Source organism: Streptomyces sp. NBC_01214, assembly GCF_026340975.1.
Classification (GTDB): domain Bacteria; phylum Actinomycetota; class Actinomycetes; order Streptomycetales; family Streptomycetaceae; genus Streptomyces.
Genome location: NZ_JAPEOS010000003.1, coordinates 652,666 through 671,917, shown reverse-complemented (window position 1 = coordinate 671,917; position 19,252 = coordinate 652,666). Strand labels below are relative to the sequence as shown.

Here is a 19,252-nt window from a genome sequence, read left to right as displayed (position 1 = left end):
ACGGTCACGACCGGCCCCGGGCGGGCGACGCGGGGCGCGTTCCCTCCGCCTCCAGACTGAATCCGGTGACGAGATCGGGGCGGATCCGTAGAGCGCCGGCCATGGGCTGTGCCATCCAGGGGCGCAGAAGTTCCGCATAGCGGTCCACCTCGCCGGCATCGGCCACCGGGCTCGCGTAGCCGGTAACGACCACGCTCCACCCGAGATGCGTGTCGGGGTCTATGACATCCGCTTCGTAGGCGACCACCACACCGGGAACGTCGGCGGGTGCCACGAGGGAGGCGAGCGCACCGTCGTCGTGAATCCGGATGATGATGTCCCCGCCCTCGACGAGGTGGTTGACCGGGCGGACGGCGGGCAACGCGTGCTGCGTGAAGACGATGCGCCCCAGCGACACCGTCGCCACCAGCCGGAGCGCCTCGGCCCTGTCCAGCTCCCGCATGCGCCGGGCAGGCGTCGTTTCACGGAGCCGGCAGTCGGCGCGCTGCGTGCCGTCCTGGTCCATGATGCGCACCTTCGTCGAGTACCGAATCGGTCCTTACGGGTTTCGATTCACCAGCCTCCCTCTCGATCCGGTGAGGGAACCAGGGCCGAACGGTCCACATCAGGGCTCCGAATCCGGACGACACCGCGATCACGTGACGACGAGCCGAAGATCTCTGTCGGCACCGAGCATCCGCATGGACTTGACCACCGCGGGCGGCACATCGCAGAGGAGGAGCCTCGTTCCCGACGCACGACAGCGGCGGTTCAGACGGATGAAGAGGTCGATTCCGGCGCTGTCACAGAAGGAGAGTCCACACAGGTCCAGAATCAGGTTCCGGTGGCCGGCTCGTGCGAGCTCGTGGAGGCGCGGCTCCACTTGCTCTGCCGTGTAGAGGTCGAGCTCCCCGGACAAGGTGACTTCCAGACCGCGGTCATCACGTGCCATGGTCTTCAGGTCGATCAAGGCGGTCTTCATGGGATCCTCCGCGCTACTTGCGGCTCCGTCGGGTCGCGCCGTTCCCCGTGCGCCATCAGTTCATCCGGTGCCAGGTGCGCCGAGGAAGGTCCGGCAGGCCCTCCGGACAGGGCCGAAGGTCCCTCTTTTGAGCGCCGACCGGGCCCCCGCCGAGCCGAGTACGGACCGATGAGGGCCGATCGGCCCTGTCCGTTCGGCCCCTCCGGGAGGCAGGATGCCGATGTCCGTGCGCACCGGACGAACCCGGCGAAGGAGTTGCGTCATGACCGACAGCGGTGCCCTCACCCCTACGAAGACGCCGATCACGGTCTTCCTGCTCGACGATCACGAAGTCGTGCGCCGCGGGGTCCACGACCTGCTGGACGCCGAGCCCGATCTCACCGTGGTCGGCGAGGCGGGCACCGCGGAGCAGGCACTGATCCGCATCCCCGCGCTCCGCCCCTAGGTGGCGGTGCTGGACGTCCGGCTCCAGGACGGCGACGGGGTGAGCGTGTGCCGTGAGCTGCGTTCACGGATGCCCGAGCTGGCCTGCCTGATGCTCACGTCGTTCGACGACGAGGAGGCACTGCTGGACGCCGTGATGGCCGGGGCGTCCGGCTACGTCCTGAAGCAGATCACCGGCACCGATCTGGGCACTGCCGTCCGTACCGTCGCGTCCGGCCAGTCCATGCTGGACCCGGGCGCCACAACCCGGCTCATGGCCCGGATGCGCGGCGACGTCCCCAAGGACGAGCAGGTCCCCGGCCTGCCGGGCTTCACCGACCGGGAGAAGGAGATCCTCGTCATGGTCAGCGAGGGGCTCACCAACCGGGAGATCGGCAAGCGGATGTACCTTGCGGAGAAGACGGTGAAGAACATCATCTCGCGGCTGTTCATCAAGCTGGGTGTGGAGCGTCGTGTCCAGGCCGCCGTCATCGCCAGTCACGCGCTGACCCCTCCGAGCCGGCACCCGGTCCCGGCCGCCGAATAGCGGATGTGGTGGCGGGTGGGCAGGACAGGGTGCGCCGTACAGTCGCGCACCCCGCCCCCCGCCCCCTCCCGCTCCCCCGGGCCGGTCAGGAGTGCGGGACCACCGCGACCGGGCAGGCCGAATGGTGCAGGACCGCATGGGCCACGGATCCTATGTGCGCCCCCACCGACGACTCGCGGACCCTGCGGCCGACGACGAGGAGCTGGGCGTCCGACGATGCGGTGAGCAGTACGTGGCCGGCGCTGCCCCGCTCCACGTGCTCGACGACGTCCACCTCGGGGTACCTCAGCCGCCACGGCGCCAGCGCCTGTTCCAGCGCGGCCTTCTCGTACGGCTCCAGGCCACCGAACTGGTCGGCGATCCACATCGATCCGGGGCTGTAGCCGTAGACCGGGGGCAGGCTCCAGGCGCGGACGGCGCGGAGCGGGGCCTTGCGTGCGGCGGCCGCCTCGAAGGCGATGCGCAGTACCTCGGCGGATTCCTCCATGCCGCCCTGCTGGCCTACGACGACCTCGCCGAGCTCCGGCAGCGCCACCGGCCTGCCGTGCACGGAGCGCACGGAGACCACGGGGCACTCCGCGGCGGCAATCACCTGCTGACCGTACGAGCCGAGCAGGAAGCCGACCAGTGCGCTGTGCCCGCGGGTGCCGAGAACGAGCAGCTCCGCTCCCTTGCCGGCGTGCAGCAGAGCCGGCACCGCCGCGTCGGAGAGGACTTCCGCGGTGACGGTGAGCCCCGGGTACCGGTGGGTGAGCTCTCCCTCGGCTTCCCTCAGAATGTCCTCGGCACGCCGGGCTTCGGTGTCGCGGTCCTGGACGAGCGGAAGTGCGAGCGGCTGCCACAGCCAGGCGTGGACCACGTGCAGGGGCAGGTCGCGCCGTACGGCTTCGCGGGCGGCCCAGTCGGCAGCGGCCCGGCTTTCCGGGGATCCGTCCACTCCGACGACGAGGGTGCGCTTCACAGGTCTGTCCTCCGTACTGATGCGTGCGGCATCGGGTTAAGCCGGCAGAGGGAGCGGCACCGGCCGGGGGTGCCGGCGCCGCTGAACCCACCTTCGCCGCGACGGTTCGTGCCACACAGGGGCCGACAGTCCCTCCCCGAGGGCCGGTCCTCCCCTCGCGGACGGAAGCCAGGCGAGTGCAGAGTGTCGGCATCGGCTCAGTCGACGAACGTTCCGGACCGCCGCACGGAGGAGCGGACATGACCGCGTACCCCATCTCGGAGCCGTGCTGCACGTTCTGAGACGCCGGCACCCAGATGGGGTGCCGACGCCTCAAGCTCCCTCCCAGACCGCCCGCCTCCGGAGCGGCACGACCGTCAGCGCGCGAGCCCACCGTGGTGGGAGCACGTGCCCCTCCCCCTGGACCGGGAAGCCCAGCCATCCCCGCAGAGCGTGCCCGGGTACACGGGCGCCGGAGTGACAGCCGGCACAGAGGGCCTGCGCCCCGGCGTCACCCCGCAGTTCCCGGGGTCGCCGAGCCAATATCCCTGAGGAGATCCACTAGGACACGCTCCGTACGGAGTGGTGGACGGAATCGCTCCAGCCCGTACGAGGGCACTCACCAAGACGTCCATGGCCGTCGCCGGTGGCGACGCCTGAGGCTCGACGGACGGTGCGTCGAACAACCCATGCTCCCATCGAAGAACCCTCACGCCGACGCTGTCTCCCATCGCCGGCCTGGCGACAGCCACATCCCTCTTTGCCTGCTTGCCGGGTTCGACCCTCCCGAGGTAAGCCGTCTCGGTGGCAAACACGGCCCCCTCCGATGTCGTGAACTGCAGCGTCACCTCGTACCAGGCCGCTCGGGTGGCGTGCGGGGATTGAGAACGCTGACTTCGATGAGTGACATGCCCGTTTCTGGGTCGGCGCACTTCAGCGAGCCAAGCGAGACCTGACTCGTTGGCCCGACATCTCTTGAGGGTGTGGCCGTGGCCGTACGCACCTCGGGTGGACAGAGGGTCTCTTGCTCCGGCCCTGCTGAGGTCCGCGCGCAACCCGTGGTGAGCAAGAAGAGGAACGCTGCTACCGATACTGACTTCGCGCCGCGCATGGTCTACCCGATTGCTGGGAGGAGGCAAAGGCCAGGCATTCCTACCACTCTGACTGCGCGATGCGCGCCGGGAACAACCCACTGCGCCACCTGAGAGGGATGGACACGAGCGGGATCAGGCGCCGAACAAGATTCCGCAGGTCCTCAGTCGCGGCCTGCCACCCTCCCGGAAGGATGGGTTTCAGCTCTCTCCCGATCCTGGCCGGCCTTGACCCGGCCCGTGCGCACGCAGTGCGGTCAGACGTTGTTCGTACTCTTCTTCGTCGATCTCGCCTCGGGCGAACCGTTCGGCGAGCACCTGCTTGGCGGAAGGCGCAGCCGGGGGCTGCACCGGGCCCGAGGGGAAGCGGTCGACACTGCGGAGGAGTAGAACGACTCCCGCGAGGGCCAGGGCCACGAGGAGGACCATGCTGAACGACATGGCGACCCAGCCCCATCCGCCCCTTCCGTGGTCGTACCAGAACATGGCTCACGCTCCTGTTGCGGTGGTCTGGGACACGGCCCGCAGGGCATGTCCCCCATGTCCTCACCTTCCGTCGCCCCGTATCGTCCGGGCATGGGCCGCTCGGGGTCACGACCAGGGCCGATAGGCCCATGCCCATGACCGTGTCTGCCCCCAGACGGGAAGCGGGGAACCGAACGGAGGCCGCAATGAGCACACCTTCCCGCCCTGGGCGCCACCGCAAGGTCGGCTCTTCACCACAGAAGTTGTGCCAGAAGCCGAGTATCGACAGCAATGACGGCCGTGGCGCAGCGGGCGGGCGCGGTGACGACATGGTGTCCCTCTAGGGTGGCCTGGCGGGGGCCGCTCGGTTCGATGCCGGCCTGGTGAGGAGGGCGTCAGCATGTCGGAGTCGGAGCAGGGGCTGGCCGATGTTCAGCGTGCGCACTGGCAGCAGACCTACGGCGATCATCCCGGCATGTACGGCGAGGAGCCGTCCGATCCAGCGGTCCATGCCGCTGCCGTCTTCAGGACCGTCGGTGCCCGGAAGGTGCTGGAGCTGGGTGCCGGCCACGGCCGTGATGCGCTGTACTTCGCCCGCCAGGGATTCTCCGTATTGGCCACTGACTTCAGCCCGGCGGGTCTGGAGCAGCTGCGCGAAGCCGCCGCGGCCCAAGACGTCGCGGGGCGGGTCACCACAGCGGTCCATGACGTCCGCGAGCCTCTGCCGCTCGCGAACACCTCGGTGGATGCCGTGTTCGCGCACATGCTGCTCTGCATGGCGCTGTCCACCCAGGAGATCCACGCCTTGGTCGCCGAGGTGCGACGGGTACTGCGGCCGGGCGGAGTCTTCGTCTACACCGTCCGTCACACCGGGGACGCCCACTACCAGGCCGGTGCCGGGCACGGAGACGACATCTGGGAACACGGCGGCTTCGCCGTCCACTTCTTCCCCCGCGACCTGGTCGACGCCCTCGCCAGAAGCTGGACTCTGGACGAGGTCGCCGCCTTCGAGGAGGGCGGCCTCCCCCGGCGGCTGTGGCGCGTCACGCAGACCGTCCCTCGGTGAGTACCGCCTGAGGGCTCAGCGCTGTCCGATCTCGGGTTCCGGTTCGACTTCTGTCGTACCGCCACGATGCTCAGTGCACCGGGCGGCGGGCGTCGTCACGCAGTCCTCACCGCACGGGAACCGTGATCACCGGGCAGTGCGCCCGGTGCAGCAGCCCGTGGACGACCGATCCGAGTCGCATGCCCGTGTAACCGCCCTTGCCTCGACGGCCCACGACCACGGCGAGGGCATGCTCGGCGGCAGCGGCGAGCTCCTCCACCGGGTGCCCGGTCAGCACCTCGTGCGTCAACACGACGTCCGGGTACTCCTGCGACCAACCTGCCGTCGTCTCGGACAGCATGCGTCGTTGCCCCTGGAGCGCGGCCTCCTCGTCGTGGTGCAGGAACAGCGGTGGCTGCCACACCGACACGACACGCAGCTTGGCCCCCCTGAGGTCGGCCTCTTCGAACGCAATCGCAAGGGCCGCCTTCGAGGACTCGCTTCCGTCGATGCCCACCACCAGGTAGGGCGGCTGTTGAGTGACGTGCTCGGCGTCGCCCACGACGACGACCGGACACTGCGCCTGCGCACTGACGGGAACGACCAGGGAGCCGGCGCTGAGGAACTCCGAGGTCCGGCTCAGGTGACGGGAGCCGAGCACGATCATGCGGGCCCGCCTCGACAGTCGACCGATCGCCGGAGCGGGGAACCCCTCGACGAGATCCACGACCGCTTCGACCTCCGGGTGTCGCTCCCTGCTCCAGGCGGCAGCCGCGCCGAGGGCGTCCGAGGCCTCCTGGTGCAGGGCGATGCTGCGCGGCGTGTCGTCGACGTGTTGCGTGTCGTGCTGGGGAGGTACGGCTACGACGAGTCGCAGCCGTAGCCGGCGTCGCCCGGCCTCGTCCACCGCCCAGGCCACGGGCAGACGCCAGTCCCTGGCCGGGTCGATGCCGACGACGATCTCCTGGTGTTCGCCCGCGTCGCTCACGATTCGCTCCCGTGCTTGTCCGTGTGGCGCGGAATGAGCTGCACGGGGCAGTGGGCATGGTGGACCAGGCTGTGCGTGACCCGCCCGAGGGTGGGCCCGAGGTAGCTGGGTGACCGTCGGCCGCCTATCACCAGCAGGTCCGCCTGGCGCGAGGCCTCAACCAGTACAGAAGCCACTGACGTGCTCTTGTCCGCGTCCACCTGCACGGTCAGGTCCGGGAACTCCTCGCGGATCCGGTCCGCCACGACGTTCAGGTGATGGACCTGCTCGTTGGCGATTTCCTCCACGTCGTCGAGCAGGGTCACGACCTCGCCGACGGACTGCAGGATGTTCCACACGTGCAGCAGCCGTAGCGAGCCCTCGCGGATCTGTGCCTCGCGTGCGGCGTACCGTGCGCAGTCGAGGTCGTGTTCGTCGCGGACAGCGGCGAGCACCGCACCCGTGTCGGCGCCGTTCTCGGTGCCTCTGACGATGATGACGGGCGTCTTCGCTCCCGCTGCGACCTTGAGGCCGACCGATCCGAGCATGAGGGAGCTGAAACCGCCCAGCCCCCGGCTGCCGACCACGATGGTGCCATCGGGGCCCGCGGCCTGGTGGAGGCTCGGGACAGGTGCCCTGCGGCTGAACTCGGCGTTGACCTGCAGGCCGGGAAACCGCTCCGTGACCGCGGCCGACGTGGCGTCCAGCAGTTCGCGACCCGCCTGGCGGACGCTTTCGATGCTCTTCGCCGAGACGTAGAGGACCCGGCCGTCGGTGTCGGACCCGTGCACGATGTGCAACGGACGCTCGCGGCGTGCGGCCTCCGCCGCTGCCCACATCGCTGCCTGGCGGGCCGGGTCGGAGCCGTCGACGCCGACGATGACGGCGCCGAGTTCCGAGCTGCTCGTGGTGCCTTCCATGGTTCCTCCTCAGAGAGCCGCCAGGAGTCCGGCTCTCGGGTCGGTTCTTCGGGCTCCTCCGCCAGGAGGCTGCGGCACGGGTCCGATCGGGCCCGGCTGCGGACCATTCGGCCCTCCTCCTCTCGTGGCATTCGGCGGATCGTGGTTATCGGCGTCCTCCGGCCTTCCCTTCCGGGTGGATCGCTGTGACGGCAGGAGGTGCCTCATGAAGCACATCAAGGTCGGAGACCTGATGACCGACGAGGTCGTCTCGGTTCTGACGTCCACCCCTTTCAAGGATGTCGCCAAGCTGCTCGCTCAGCACGACATCAGCGGACTGCCCGTCCTCGACGACGACGACCGAGTGCTCGGCGTCGTCTCCGAGAGCGACCTGATCGGTCGCGTAGCCTCCGATCACCCACCGATGGGCGAAGAGCCCGGTGCCAGCCGAGGTGGGGCCGTGTTCCCGTCCGAGGTAACGTTCACCGCTGGTGAGGCCATGTCCGCACCGGCCGTCACGGTTCACGCGGACGAGACCGCCGCAGGAGCCGCCCGGCTGATGGCCCGCCGAGGCGTCGAGCGGCTGCCGGTCGTGGACGACGAGGACCGCCTCGTCGGCATCGTCACCCGCCGTGACCTGCTCTGGCTCTTCCTGCGACCGGACTCGGAGATACGACACCGCGTGGTCGCGGACATACTCGTGGACACCATGGGGCTGGGCGCCGATGCGGTCACCGTCCACGTGGTCGACGGCATCGTGACGCTGGAGGGCCGGCTGGAGAGACAGAGCCAGGTTCCGGTCCTGATCCGCCTCACCAGCCAGCTGGACGGTGTGGTCGCAGTCGCCCCCCGCCTGACGGCCCGCATCGATGACTCCCTGCTCACCCCACCACACCGAAGCGCCCTGGGGATGTCTCTGTAACCGCGACGTCCGGTGTGGACCGTCCGGGGGACGCCCGGAAGACCGCTCGCCGCGCTTACGGCCGTCACCCAACGTGACGCTGTCTCCTTGAAGATTCCAAGGCGAGGAGAGAGACCCGGCCATGGATCACTCGATCATCCACAAAGATTCCGGACCCGATGCCGTCTTCATGCTCCAGGACTACGAGCAGGCCCGTACGGATTTCACTTGGGACCGGGCTCGATCCCGGCTGTCCGGGCTCCCAGGAGGCGGGCTGAACATCGGATACGAGGCCGTCGACCGGCACCTGGTGGCAGGCCATGGCGGGCGGGAAGCGCTCCGCTGCATCGCAGCCGACGACACCGTCACCCGCCTCACGTACGCCGAGCTCGGCGGCCTCACGGGCCGCTTCGCCAACGTACTCACCACCCTGGGCGTGGGGCGGCAGGAGAGGGTTTTCACGCTCCTGGGCCGCTGCCCCGAGCTGTACACGACCGTATTGGGCACACTGCGCAGCGCACGCGTGCTGTGCCCTCTCTTCTCGGCCTTCGGCCCCGAGCCCGTACGGCAGAGGCTGCAGCTAGGCGATGCCAGGGTCCTTGTCACCACCGAGGCGCTGTACCGGCGCAAGGTCGAGGAGAACAGGCAGCGCCTCCCGCGTCTGGACCACGTCCTGCTCGTGGGCCCGGTCAACGATCCGCCACCGGGCACCGTCTCCTTCGCCGAGCTCATGGAGCAGGCTCAGGAGGAGTACGCCGTCCCGCCCACGGACCCGGAGGACATGGCGCTGCTGCACTTCACCAGCGGAACGACCGGTACCCCCAAGGGTGCGGTCCATGTACACGAAGCGGTCGTGGCCCACCACGCGACGGCGGCCTTCGCGCTCGACCTCCGCCGGGAGGACGTCTACTGGTGTACGGCGGACCCCGGGTGGGTGACCGGTACCTCCTACGGGATCATCGCCCCGCTCACCCACGGCGCGACTGTCGTGCTGGACGAGGGGGACTTCGACGTTCACCGCTGGTACCGCATCCTCGACGACCAGCGGGTCACGGTCTGGTACACGGCACCGACCGCGATCCGCATGCTGATGCGCGCCACCCCCAGGGACGGCACGCGACAGCTCCCCGGACCGTACGACCTTTCGGCCCTGCGGTTCATCGCAAGCGTGGGCGAGCCGCTCAACCCGGAAGCCGTCCTGTGGGGGCAGGAGGTGCTCGGCCTACCGATCCACGACAACTGGTGGCAGACGGAGACCGGAGCGATCATGATTGCCAACTTCGCGGCCAGCGACATCCGGCCCGGCTCCATGGGACGGCCCCTGCCCGGTGTGGAGGCCGCGTTGCTCGAACGCGGCGAGGACGGACGCGCCGAGGTCACCGGAGGACGCGTTCGCGTCATCACCGAGGCGGGCGTCGACGGTGAGCTGGCGCTGCGCCCGGGCTGGCCCTCTATGTTCCGGGGCTATCTGAACGAGGAGGCCCGCTACCGCGCCTGCTTCGCGGACGGCTGGTATCTCACCGGCGACCTTGCGAAACGCGACGAGGACGGCTGGTTCTGGTTCGTCGGCCGCGCCGACGACGTCATCAAATCGGCAGGACATCTCATCGGCCCGTTCGAGGTGGAGAGCGCGCTGATGGAGCATCCCGCCGTCGCGGAGGCCGGCGTGATCGGCCGCCCGGATCCGGTCGTGGGAGCTGTCGTCAAGGCATTCGTCTCCCTCCGTCCGGGGCTCGCCCCTGACGCGTCCCTCAAGCGGGAACTTTTGGCGTTCGCACGCAGGCGGCTGGGGCCCGCGGTGGCGCCCAGAGAGATCGAGTTCGAGCAGAACCTCCCCAAGACGCGCAGCGGCAAGGTGATGCGCCGCCTGCTGCGGGCCCGGGAACTGGGATTGCCCGAAGGGGATCTGTCCACGCTGCAGAACCCCGGATGACCCGCTCGTGAGAGAAGGCAGAACCATGAGCAACACCACCTCGCAGCACGAAGAAAAAGCCCGGGGCACGGCACGCAAGAGCGGGCGCAAGAAGGGATCCGCCACCGCCGCCCGCAGCGCTCCCGACGGGCATCCCGCGCCCGGCCACCACCTGTCCCTGCTCCGCCGGATGCTGACCATCAGACGGTTCGAGGAAAGGTGCGTGGAGCTCTACAGCGGCGCGAAGATCCGCGGTTTCGTCCACCTCTGCATCGGTGAGGAAGCCGTCGCCGTGGGCGTCAACCAGGCCCTGCGCGAAGAGGACGCGGTGGTGTCCACCTACCGCGAACACGGACACGCCCTGGCTCGCGGAGTTGCCGCCAACGCCGTGATGGCCGAGATGTTCGGAAAAGCCACCGGCTGCAGCCGCGGACGCGGCGGCTCCATGCACCTGTTCGACGCCACGCACCGCTTCTACGGGGGCAACGCGATCGTGGCCGGCGGCCTGCCCCTGGCGGCCGGGCTCGCACTCGCCGACAGGATGCGCGGCAGCACCCGCGTCACCTGCTGTTTCTTCGGGGACGGAGCTTTCGCCGAAGGCGAGTTCCACGAGACGGCCAACCTCGCGGCCCTGTGGCAGCTGCCCCTGTTGCTTGTCTGCGAGAACAACCTGTACGCCATGGGTACGAGCCTGGCCCGGGAGCATGCCCAGACCAACCTCGCCATGCGTGCCGCTTCCTACGGAATGCCTGCCTGGACAGTCGACGGCATGGACGTCCTCGCCGTCGAAGCCGCCGCACTCAGGGCGACGGAGTCCGTGCGCGCGGGCAACGGACCGCACTTCCTCGAGGCGCAGACGTACCGGTTCCGTGCCCATTCCATGTACGACCCGGACCGGTACCGGGCCAAGTCCGAGATCGAGGAATGGAAGGGACGCGACCCCCTCAAAGGGCTGGCCGAACTGATGCGTTCTGAAGGGCAGCTCGACGACCGGGTGATGGAAGAACTCGACAAGGAAGTACTCGCCGAGATCGACGAGGCCGTACGGGGGGCCGAGGAAGCCCCGCTGGAACCGGTCGCGGACCTGCTCCGCTTCGTCACGAGCGAAACCGGGAGCACGGCATGAGCACCCGGAAGGCACCAACCGGAACGTCGCGGCCGACCACCTATCGGGAGGCGCTCCGTGAGGGGCTGCGCGAAGCCCTGCGGCAGGACGAGCGGGTCTTCCTCATGGGTGAGGACGTGGGCCGGTACGGCGGATGCTTCGGCGTCAGCCTGGGACTGCTCGAAGAGTTCGGACCCGACCGGATCCGCGACACACCGCTGTCCGAATCCGGATTCGTCGGCGCGGGCATCGGCGCCGCGCTCGGCGGGATGCGGCCCGTGGTCGAGATCATGACCGTCAATTTCAGTCTCCTGGCACTGGACCAGATCCTCAACAACGCGGCCACACTGCTGCATATGTCGGGCGGCCAGCTGAGCGTCCCCGTCGTGATCCGCATGACGACCGGAGCAGGCCGGCAGCTCGGCGCCCAGCACTCTCACAGCCTCGAAGGCTGGTACGCCCACATCCCCGGCATCCGGGTGCTGGCCCCCGCGACGGTCGATGACGCGCGCCACATGCTCGCAGCAGCTCTCGCCGACCCCGATCCGGTGCTGATCTTCGAACACGGCAGCCTGTACAACGCGGAGGGCTCCCTGGACGAGACCGTCGAAGCCGTCGAACTCGACACGGCGGCCGTACGCAGGTCAGGCACGGACGTCTCGGTGATCACGTACGGCGGCTCCCTGCCGAAGGCCCTGGCAGCCGCGGAAACCCTTGCCGGGGAGGGCATCAGCGCGGAGGTCGTGGACCTACGTTCCCTGCGCCCCCTCGACGACACCACCGTCATGGCATCCATCGGCCGAACCAACCGGGCCGTGATCGTCGACGAGGCATGGCGCAGCGGCAGCCTGGCCGCGGAGATCTCGTCCCGCATCACCGAGCAGGCGTTCTATGACCTCGACGCCCCCGTTCAGCGCGTATGCAGCGCGGAGGTCCCCATTCCCTACGCCCGGCAGCTCGAAGAAGCGGCGCTGCCCCAGCCCGCGACCATCGTGGACGCCGTCCGCCGGACGGTGAGCTGACATGGCCGACTTCACCATGCCCTCCCTCGGCGCGGACATGGACGAGGGCACCCTCGTGGAATGGCTGGTAGGGCCCGGTGACACCGTCACAAAGGGCGATGTCGTCGCCGTCGTGGAGACGGCAAAGTCGACGATCGAGGTCGAGTGCTTCGACTCGGGAACGGTCGGTGCACTCCTCGTCGAACCGGGGACCACCGTGCCGGTCGGCACACGGATGGCCGTCATCGACTCGGGGGCCGAGCCTCCGGCCGCTGCCCCTGCCCCTGCGCCTGCGAAGCGGCCGACGGTCCCGGCCTCCGACCTGCAAGCCTCTCCCGGCCGCACCACGACCCGGGGCGGGGGCGACGTGTCCACGCCCTTGGTGAGGCACTTGGCCGAGCAGAAGGGCGTCGACCTGTCGTCCGTGCACGGTTCCGGCAAGGGCGGTCGGATCACACGTTCCGACGTGGAGCACACACCGGCTGAGCCGCCGCACCGGGTGAATGCCTCGCCGCTCGCCCGGCGGCTGGCCCGGTCGTCGGGCATCGACCTGAGTGCCCTGAAGGGAACCGGGCAGGGCGGCACGATCCGGGCCGAGGACGTACGGGCCGCCTCGGCGGGCCCTGTGTCCCGTACGGTCGAAAGCCGCGAACCCGCGCGCCCGTCTTCGGCAACCGCCGAGCCCGCATATCCGGCGCGCGCGGCGACCGCGGCTCTGATGAGCCGCGCCAACCGCGAGATCCCCCACTACTACTTGTCGACGACGATCGACCTGGCCGTCGCGATGGCGTGGATGCGCGACCGAAATGCGAGCCGGCCCGTGGCGGAACGGCTCGTGCCAGCGGCCCTGCTGCTCAAATCGGTTGCCCTGGCAGCACGCCAAGTGCCGGAACTGAACGGCTACTGGAAGGAGGAGGCGTTCGTCCCCTCACCTGCCGTGCGACTCGGCGTCGCGGTGTCCCTGCGCGGCGGCGGCCTGGTCGCACCGGCGCTGGCGGACGCCGACACCATGCCGCTGCCGGAGCTGATGGCGACGCTGAAGGGTCTGGTCTCGCGGGCGCGCAGCGGCCGTCTGCGGGCTTCGGAGACGGCAGATCCGACACTGACGGTGACCAACCTCGGAGATCAGGGGGTCGAGGCCGTCTTCGGGGTGATCTACCCGCCTCAGGTCGCCCTCGTCGGCCTGGGGCGTGTCACCGAGCGGCCGGTGGCCGTGGACGGGATGCTCACGGTGCACCCGACCGTGACGGCCACGCTCGCCGCCGACCACCGCGCGAGCGACGGTGCGACCGGGGCGCGATTCCTGACGGCCATCGACCGCCTGCTCCAACGACCGGAGGAACTGTGAACCGCGACGAGGCCCTCGTACTGATCAAGGACGTTCTGACTGACGTGGTTCCCGGCGCCGACGCGACGGCGCTCGCGCCGGACGAGAACTTCCGCGACAACCTGGAGATGGACTCGCTGGACTTCCTCAACTTCGTCGAGGCACTGAGCGAGCGCACCGGGCTCGCCCTGCCCGAGTCCGACTATCCGGCATTGAACACCCTGGACGGCTGCGCGGACTACGTCGCCTCGCGCGCCTCCGTGGAGTAGCGGGGCTGATCGGCCCCATATGGGGCCACTCGGCCCCTCCTCGATCATCGCGCCGCAGGCCACGCTGGAAGAGGACCGCGGCCCCGCGCCGCCCAAGGAGGTTCTGGCCATGAAGCACCATGTGACCGTCGGCGTGGACGGCTCTCCGGAGAGCCGGGCTGCGGCCCGTTGGGGCGCCCGGGAGGCGGCCTTGCGCGAAGTGCCGCTGAGGCTCGTCCACGCCGTCGACTGGCTGATCAGCCCTGCGGTACCGAGGCCGGGCCGCGAAGCGGCCGACCGTTGGGCCGACGAGGCGCTGACCGAGGCATTGGAGGACGTGCGACGCCGGCATCCCGGCCTGGAGGTCTCGACGAGATGCCTCTCAGGCAGGCCGGCGGCAGCCCTGGCCGCGGAGGCGATGGACGCCGGGCTGCTCGTACTCGGCTCCCGCGGGGTGGGAGGTCTCGTCGGATTCCTCATCGGCTCGGTGAGCTTGTCGACTCTGGTGGCCACCGAGACGCCGGTGGCACTCGTACGCGTGTCGGACGCGCCCGAGGAGGCCCAGCCCGTCCGGTACGGGGAGATCGTCCTGGGGATCGACATCCACGAGGCAGCGGACAAGGTCTTGACCTTCGCCTTCGAGGAAGCCGACCGTCGCGGCTGCGCCCTGCGTGCGGTCCACGGTTGGAAGCTGCCCTCCATGTACCAGTACGCGCCCTTCTTCGACCCGGAGAACGAGCGGGAGGTCGGCCGGAGTGTCACCGTGATGCTCGACGACATGCTGATGCCGTGGCGGCACAAGTTCCCGTCCGTGAGCGTCACCCACGAGGCGTTCATGGGGCCCGCCGGCGACCAGCTCGTCCAAGCCGCAGCGAACGCGGACCTCGTCGTGGTGGGCCGCCATCTGCGCCGCTCGCCTCTGGGGGCGCATCTGGGGTCCGTGGCCCACGCGGTCCTGCACCACGCCGCCGCCCCCGTCGCGGTCATCGCTCACGACTGACGGACCTACTCACAAGGGAGATCGGACCATGTCTCACCGCACTGTCGCAGACGTCATGACCAGGAACGTGGCCACGGCCGCCCCTGAAGCGTCACTCAAAACGGTCGCCCGGAGCCTCGATGACAACGGGGTCTCGGCCCTGCCCGTCGTGGACACCCGTCACCATCCGATCGGCATCGTCTCCGAAGCCGACTTGCTTCGCAGGCAGGCCGGGCTGCCCGATACCGAAGGGCGCGACCCCATGCGCGCCGCGGCGCCCATGGACCGTGCCTCCATGGGCGCCCGGACCGCCGGCGATCTGATGTCCACCCCGGTCCTGACCGCCCGTCCGGAGTGGGGCATCGTCGAGACGGCCCGCTTCCTGCACGAGCGGGGCGTGAAGCGACTGCCGGTGGTCGACGAAACCGGGACCCTGGTCGGCATCGTCAGCCGTACCGACCTGTTGCGGCCCATGCTCCGCCGTGATGACGCCATCCGCGACGAAATCGTCGACGACGTACTGGGCCGGACCCTCAGGATCACCCCGGGAGGCGTTGCGGTGGACGTAAGCGAAGGGGTCGTCTCCTTGAGCGGTCGGGTCGAGGAGCGGTCGACGATTCCGGTTGTCGAAAGGCTGTGCCGATCGGTCGACGGGGTCGTCAGCGTGGACCAAGCCCTCGGCTACGCGGTCGACGACCTGTCTCCGGTCGCCGACCTTCACCGTGCGACGCATTGACTCCTCAGGACAAAGGGCGGAAAGAGCCCGCCCGCTTCTCGCGGATCCCGATCGTGCGGTGCACGGCCGCCAGCCGCTTCTCCGCATCCTCTCAGGGACTCTTTCCGTCAATTTCATAAAAGCACGCCCGATACCTGAACAACAGGGCCGATCAGCCCGAAGTGACCCCCTGACGGCCCTACCGCCGACGGGTACAGGTGCCCACGCTCGGACGTATCAGGACTCCGCTTCTGGAGGCATCATGAAGCAGCTTCGCACCGTCGAGGACGTGATGACCCACGCCGTCATCTCCGTCGACCGCAGAACACCGTTCAAGGACATCGTGGAGGCCATGCGGCAGTGGCGGATCAGCGCTCTGCCCGTCCTGTCGGAGGAAGGACGGGTCGCCGGCGTGGTGTCCGAAGCGGACCTGTTGCTCAAGGCCCAGGGCGCGGACGAGTCCCGCGCAGTCAGCGCCGGGCAGCTGATGACCGTACCGGCGGTCACCGTGACCAAGGACGCCACCATCCCCGGCGCCGCCCGCCTGATGGCCCGCGGCCACCTCAAGCGGCTCCCCGTCGTCGACGGCGACGGCCGCCTCGTCGGTGTGGTCAGCCGGGGCGATCTCCTCAAGATCTACCTCCGCCCCGACGCAGACATCGCCGAGGAGCTCCGCCGGCTGATCATGGCCGAGCTCATCCCCGCCGGCTCGGCCATGGTGCAGGTCCATGTGGCCGACGGCATCGTCCACCTGGACGGCTCCATCCCGGACCCGGCCCTCAAAGACGTGCTGGTCCGAGTCGCTCGCACCGTACCCGGGGTCGTGGACGTCACAGCCGTGCGCCTCGACACCGAAGTCCGCGCGTGAAGGAGGCCGACGATGAGGCACCGCAGCGTCGCCGACCTGATGACCCCGACCGCCGTCAGCGTCCGGCGCGGCACCCCGTTCAAGGAAATCGCCAGACTCCTGAAGGAGTTCGACATCTCCGCCGTACCCGTGGTGGACGAGGCAGAGCGCCCCGTGGGCGTCGTCTCCGAAGCCGACCTACTTCGCGAGCGCAGCACCGGAAACGGCGCGAACACCGCCGCCGATCTCATGACCAGCCCCGCCATCACCGCTCGGACCGAATGGAGCGTCGTCCGCGCAGCGCGGGTCATGCGGGGGCGCCAGGTCAAGAGACTGCCCGTCGTGGACGCCGCCGGCCGACTGATCGGCATCCTGAGCCGCAGCGACCTGCTTCAGCTCTTCCTGCGCAGGGACCACGCGATCCAGGAGGAAATCCTCGAAGACGTACTGACCCGCACCCTCGGGCTCAGCCCGTCGTCGTTGACCGTCGAGGTCACCGACGGGCTGGTGACCCTCAGCGGGACCGTCGGCCGACGCAGCCTGGTCCCCATCGTGCTGCGCCTGTGTCAGAGCGTCGACGGCGTCGTGGACGTGGTCAACCGGCTCGACTACGAGCAGGACGACGTGTCGGTCGGCGCTGGGCCGGCCGCGGAGCGGTAGGAGAAGAGCATGAAGCATCGGGAAGTCCGCGAGCTGATGACCCGCGAGGTCGTCACCGTCCCCAACAACGCCCCCTTCAAGGAGATCGCCCGCACCCTGACGGAGCACAAAGTGTCGGCCGTCCCGGTCGTCGACCATTCCGGCCACCCGCTCGGCGTGATCTCGGAGCGGGACCTGCTGCCGAAGTCCGCAGGCCAAAGCGACTACTTCCGGTCACTTCCCGAACGGGAGGCCTGGCAGGAGGACAAGGCCGCGGGTACGCGTGCCGAGGAGCTGATGTCCTCGCCCCCCGTGTGCGCCAGACCGGACTGGACCGTCGCCGAAGCCGCCCGGTTGATGGAAGCCCAAGGAGTCAAGCGGCTCCTGGTCGTGGACGACTCGGACGTACTGATCGGAATCGTCAGCCGACGGGACCTGCTGCGGATCTTCCTCCGGGACGACGAGGACATCCGTCACGAGATCATGGGTGACGTGCTCGAACTCGGCGTGCGTCAGAGCCCTTCGGCCATCACCGTGGCCGTCACCGACGGCCGGGTCGAACTGCACGGAACCGTCGACTTCAGGAGCCTCATCCCGCTCATCGAACGCCTCTGCCGGACCGTGGACGGCGTGGTCTCTGTAACCCAGCATCTCGGATACGCCATCGACGACACGAACTCAGCCTGAAGAAGCCGCCGCTCCGCCTCGACACGGGCGGAGACGAACTCCCTGACCGACGCCCTGCCGAGAGAAGCCATCATGAACGGTCGAATCGTCGTCGGCCTCGACGGATCCGCGGAAAGCCTCGCGGCCGCCCACTGGGCGGCGCGAGAGGCCCTCCTGCGCGGCGTGCCGCTCCACCTCGTCCACGCCGAGGAATGGTCATCTCCCCGCGACCGCCCGGTGCCGACGAGCGATGTACGCCGCCACTGGGCCCAGGCGCTGCTCAATGAGACCGCCGACGAACTGCGCGCGAGCCACCCCGAATTGGAGGTCGGTATCCGATCATTCGACGGCAGGCCGGCCGCCGAGCTCGCCGGCGTCGCGGCCGGCGCGGACATGATCGTCCTGGGCTCTCGGGGACTGGGCACCGTCACGGGCTTCGTCCTCGGTTCCGTCGGTATGGCGGTTATCCAGGCGACGGTACGGCCGGTGGTCATGGTGCGGGCGAGCGAGGACGCGGTGCTGCACCCCGACCACCGGCACGCAGCCCGCGAGGTTCTGGTGGGCATTGACATCAGCCGGCCGTGCGACACGCTGCTCGCCTTCGCCTTCGAGGAGGCGGCGCGGCGGGCCTGCGCCCTCCACGCCCTGCACAGCTGGTCGCTGCCTCCGCTCGTGGGGTACGGCGCGGCGTACGATCCGAGAGTTCACGCCCAGCTCGAAATGAGCGCGAATGCCTCTCTGAGTGACGTCCTGGAGCCCTGGCGGGACAAGTACCCGGATGTCGCCGTCATTTCGCGCGCGAGCGCCGGGCACGCCGCTAACGAGCTCGTCGAGAGGTCCTCCGAAGCAGGCCTCATCGTCGTCGGCCGCCGCATCCGACGGTCCTCGATCGGCGCGCACATCGGACCGGTCACCCATGCGGTCCTCCACCACGCCCAAGTGCCCGTCGCCGTCATCGCGCACGATTAGCTGCGCAGGACGACGCGCTGCGGCCTACCGCTCCGCGCAGATCGTCTCGACGAAGTGACCCACCTGTTCCTCGGACAGGTGTCTGGCGAGATCGGCCTCGCTGATCATCCCGACGAGGCGGTGGTCGGCGATCACCGGGACACGCCTGATCCGGTGGTCCTGCATCGTCTGCAGCACTTGGCTCGTGTCAGCGCCCGCGTCGACCGTGATCGGCTTGCCCTGCGCGAGCTGCCCGGCTGTCATGTGGTGCGGGTCCTTGCCCTTGGCCAGGCACTTCAGCACGATGTCACGGTCGGTGATGATGCCGTGCAGACGGTCGTCGGGCCCGCAGATCGGCAGGGCGCCGACGTCCAGTTCGCTCATCCGCCGGGCCGCGTCCATGAGCGTCTCGGTCTCCTGTACGCAGGTGGCACCGCTGTGCATGATGTCCCGTGCGGTGGTCATGGCCGCCTCCTCACGCGCGTATCCCTGTCGTCTCCAGTCTGGGCTCGGGCCCAGCGCCGCGCTCGTCGACGCGAGATCATGGGGGCGTGGCTTCTCTGCGCCGTATGCAGCGTCCCAAGGCCTTCTGAGCCCTTGCCGGACGCCGGGCAGGCCGGCACACC

The 19,252-nt window shown here is 69.3% G+C and carries 20 protein-coding genes and 1 pseudogene; 14 read left to right on the top strand and 7 right to left on the bottom strand.

The window, feature by feature from the left end; translation table 11 throughout:
- Positions 1-4 precede the first annotated feature (4 nt).
- Both OG594_RS39320 and OG594_RS39315 read right to left on the bottom strand, forming a co-directional pair.
- Complete coding sequence (locus OG594_RS39320) at positions 5-505, bottom strand: pyridoxamine 5'-phosphate oxidase family protein (protein WP_266607181.1); 501 nt, start codon at positions 503-505, stop codon at positions 5-7.
- Positions 506-634: 129 nt separating this feature from the next.
- Positions 635-961 (bottom strand): STAS domain-containing protein, encoded by a 327-nt coding sequence (locus OG594_RS39315; protein ID WP_266607180.1) that lies wholly within the window; start codon positions 959-961, stop codon positions 635-637.
- A 262-nt stretch (positions 962-1,223) separates the two neighbouring features.
- On the opposite strand from OG594_RS39315, the pseudogene OG594_RS39310 reads away from it, so the two are divergent.
- A pseudogene (locus tag OG594_RS39310) lies at positions 1,224-1,931 on the top strand (response regulator).
- Positions 1,932-2,016: 85 nt separating this feature from the next.
- Here OG594_RS39310 and OG594_RS39305 read toward each other — a convergent pair.
- Both OG594_RS39305 and OG594_RS39300 read right to left on the bottom strand, forming a co-directional pair.
- On the bottom strand, positions 2,017-2,892 hold the full coding sequence (locus OG594_RS39305) for a universal stress protein (protein WP_266607179.1): 876 nt from the start codon (positions 2,890-2,892) through the stop codon (positions 2,017-2,019).
- Positions 2,893-4,163: 1,271 nt separating this feature from the next.
- Positions 4,164-4,448: an SHOCT domain-containing protein gene (locus tag OG594_RS39300; RefSeq protein ID WP_266607178.1), complete on the bottom strand. Its 285-nt coding sequence runs from the start codon at positions 4,446-4,448 to the stop codon at positions 4,164-4,166.
- Positions 4,449-4,827: 379 nt separating this feature from the next.
- On the opposite strand from OG594_RS39300, the gene OG594_RS39295 reads away from it, so the two are divergent.
- A complete protein-coding gene (locus tag OG594_RS39295; RefSeq protein ID WP_266607177.1) occupies positions 4,828-5,493 on the top strand; it encodes a class I SAM-dependent methyltransferase in 666 nt (221 codons plus the stop codon).
- 106 nt (positions 5,494-5,599) lie between these two features.
- On the opposite strand, the gene OG594_RS39290 is transcribed toward OG594_RS39295, so the two are convergent.
- On the bottom strand, positions 5,600-6,460 hold the full coding sequence (locus tag OG594_RS39290; protein WP_266607176.1) for a universal stress protein: 861 nt from the start codon (positions 6,458-6,460) through the stop codon (positions 5,600-5,602).
- Positions 6,457-7,359 (bottom strand): universal stress protein, encoded by a 903-nt coding sequence (locus OG594_RS39285; RefSeq protein WP_266607175.1) that lies wholly within the window; start codon positions 7,357-7,359, stop codon positions 6,457-6,459. The genes OG594_RS39290 and OG594_RS39285 overlap by 4 nt, the downstream gene beginning before the upstream one ends.
- 205 nt (positions 7,360-7,564) lie before the next feature.
- Between OG594_RS39285 and OG594_RS39280 the strand changes: the two genes are divergently transcribed.
- The 12 genes from OG594_RS39280 (at position 7,565) to OG594_RS39225 (ending at position 18,647) form a co-directional block, all read left to right on the top strand.
- A complete protein-coding gene (locus OG594_RS39280) occupies positions 7,565-8,260 on the top strand; it encodes a CBS domain-containing protein (RefSeq protein WP_266607174.1) in 696 nt (231 codons plus the stop codon).
- 121 nt (positions 8,261-8,381) lie between these two features.
- Positions 8,382-10,172: an acetate--CoA ligase gene (acsA, locus tag OG594_RS39275; RefSeq protein ID WP_266607173.1), complete on the top strand. Its 1,791-nt coding sequence runs from the start codon at positions 8,382-8,384 to the stop codon at positions 10,170-10,172.
- Positions 10,173-10,197: 25 nt separating this feature from the next.
- On the top strand, positions 10,198-11,277 hold the full coding sequence (gene pdhA / locus OG594_RS39270) for a pyruvate dehydrogenase (acetyl-transferring) E1 component subunit alpha (protein ID WP_266607172.1): 1,080 nt from the start codon (positions 10,198-10,200) through the stop codon (positions 11,275-11,277).
- Positions 11,274-12,278: an alpha-ketoacid dehydrogenase subunit beta gene (locus OG594_RS39265; RefSeq protein ID WP_266607171.1), complete on the top strand. Its 1,005-nt coding sequence runs from the start codon at positions 11,274-11,276 to the stop codon at positions 12,276-12,278. The genes pdhA and OG594_RS39265 overlap by 4 nt, the downstream gene beginning before the upstream one ends.
- 1 nt (position 12,279) lies before the next feature.
- Positions 12,280-13,605, top strand: coding sequence for a 2-oxo acid dehydrogenase subunit E2 (locus tag OG594_RS39260; protein WP_266607170.1), 1,326 nt, complete (start codon positions 12,280-12,282; stop codon positions 13,603-13,605).
- Positions 13,602-13,853 carry an acyl carrier protein gene (locus tag OG594_RS39255; RefSeq protein ID WP_266607169.1) on the top strand — a complete coding sequence of 84 codons (252 nt, stop codon included), beginning with the start codon at positions 13,602-13,604 and terminating at the stop codon, positions 13,851-13,853. The genes OG594_RS39260 and OG594_RS39255 overlap by 4 nt, the downstream gene beginning before the upstream one ends.
- Positions 13,854-13,962: 109 nt before the next feature.
- Positions 13,963-14,832 (top strand): universal stress protein, encoded by an 870-nt coding sequence (locus OG594_RS39250; protein WP_266607168.1) that lies wholly within the window; start codon positions 13,963-13,965, stop codon positions 14,830-14,832.
- Between the two features lie 28 nt (positions 14,833-14,860).
- On the top strand, positions 14,861-15,547 hold the full coding sequence (locus OG594_RS39245) for a CBS domain-containing protein (RefSeq protein ID WP_266607167.1): 687 nt from the start codon (positions 14,861-14,863) through the stop codon (positions 15,545-15,547).
- Between the two features lie 241 nt (positions 15,548-15,788).
- On the top strand, positions 15,789-16,394 hold the full coding sequence (locus OG594_RS39240) for a CBS domain-containing protein (RefSeq protein WP_266607166.1): 606 nt from the start codon (positions 15,789-15,791) through the stop codon (positions 16,392-16,394).
- A gap of 12 nt (positions 16,395-16,406) precedes the next feature.
- Complete coding sequence (locus tag OG594_RS39235; RefSeq protein WP_266607165.1) at positions 16,407-17,033, top strand: CBS domain-containing protein; 627 nt, start codon at positions 16,407-16,409, stop codon at positions 17,031-17,033.
- Positions 17,034-17,042: 9 nt separating this feature from the next.
- On the top strand, positions 17,043-17,699 hold the full coding sequence (locus OG594_RS39230; protein WP_266607164.1) for a CBS domain-containing protein: 657 nt from the start codon (positions 17,043-17,045) through the stop codon (positions 17,697-17,699).
- A 72-nt stretch (positions 17,700-17,771) separates the two neighbouring features.
- Entirely contained in the window at positions 17,772-18,647 is an 876-nt protein-coding gene (locus OG594_RS39225; RefSeq protein ID WP_266607163.1) for a universal stress protein, read from the top strand.
- Between the two features lie 24 nt (positions 18,648-18,671).
- Here the strand turns inward: OG594_RS39225 and OG594_RS39220 are convergent, their stop codons facing one another.
- Complete coding sequence (locus tag OG594_RS39220) at positions 18,672-19,091, bottom strand: CBS domain-containing protein (protein ID WP_033223198.1); 420 nt, start codon at positions 19,089-19,091, stop codon at positions 18,672-18,674.
- Positions 19,092-19,252: the final 161 nt, after the last annotated feature.

Excerpts from the sequence above, each read along its gene's own strand:
- OG594_RS39300 (WP_266607178.1), bottom strand. The coding sequence starts at position 4,448 with ATGTTCTGGTACGACCACGGAAGGGGCGGATGGGGCTGGGTCGCCATG.
- OG594_RS39315 (WP_266607180.1), bottom strand. The coding sequence starts at position 961 with ATGAAGACCGCCTTGATCGACCTGAAGACCATGGCACGTGATGACCGC.
- OG594_RS39320 (WP_266607181.1), bottom strand. The coding sequence starts at position 505 with ATGGACCAGGACGGCACGCAGCGCGCCGACTGCCGGCTCCGTGAAACG.
- OG594_RS39250 (WP_266607168.1), top strand. The coding sequence starts at position 13,963 with ATGAAGCACCATGTGACCGTCGGCGTGGACGGCTCTCCGGAGAGCCGG.
- acsA (WP_266607173.1), top strand. The coding sequence starts at position 8,382 with ATGGATCACTCGATCATCCACAAAGATTCCGGACCCGATGCCGTCTTC.
- OG594_RS39220 (WP_033223198.1), bottom strand. The coding sequence starts at position 19,091 with ATGACCACCGCACGGGACATCATGCACAGCGGTGCCACCTGCGTACAG.
- OG594_RS39295 (WP_266607177.1), top strand. The coding sequence starts at position 4,828 with ATGTCGGAGTCGGAGCAGGGGCTGGCCGATGTTCAGCGTGCGCACTGG.
- OG594_RS39265 (WP_266607171.1), top strand. The coding sequence starts at position 11,274 with ATGAGCACCCGGAAGGCACCAACCGGAACGTCGCGGCCGACCACCTAT.
- OG594_RS39245 (WP_266607167.1), top strand. The coding sequence starts at position 14,861 with ATGTCTCACCGCACTGTCGCAGACGTCATGACCAGGAACGTGGCCACG.
- OG594_RS39240 (WP_266607166.1), top strand. The coding sequence starts at position 15,789 with ATGAAGCAGCTTCGCACCGTCGAGGACGTGATGACCCACGCCGTCATC.
- OG594_RS39235 (WP_266607165.1), top strand. The coding sequence starts at position 16,407 with ATGAGGCACCGCAGCGTCGCCGACCTGATGACCCCGACCGCCGTCAGC.
- OG594_RS39225 (WP_266607163.1), top strand. The coding sequence starts at position 17,772 with ATGAACGGTCGAATCGTCGTCGGCCTCGACGGATCCGCGGAAAGCCTC.
- pdhA (WP_266607172.1), top strand. The coding sequence starts at position 10,198 with ATGAGCAACACCACCTCGCAGCACGAAGAAAAAGCCCGGGGCACGGCA.
- OG594_RS39260 (WP_266607170.1), top strand. The coding sequence starts at position 12,280 with ATGGCCGACTTCACCATGCCCTCCCTCGGCGCGGACATGGACGAGGGC.
- OG594_RS39285 (WP_266607175.1), bottom strand. The coding sequence starts at position 7,359 with ATGGAAGGCACCACGAGCAGCTCGGAACTCGGCGCCGTCATCGTCGGC.
- OG594_RS39280 (WP_266607174.1), top strand. The coding sequence starts at position 7,565 with ATGAAGCACATCAAGGTCGGAGACCTGATGACCGACGAGGTCGTCTCG.
- OG594_RS39230 (WP_266607164.1), top strand. The coding sequence starts at position 17,043 with ATGAAGCATCGGGAAGTCCGCGAGCTGATGACCCGCGAGGTCGTCACC.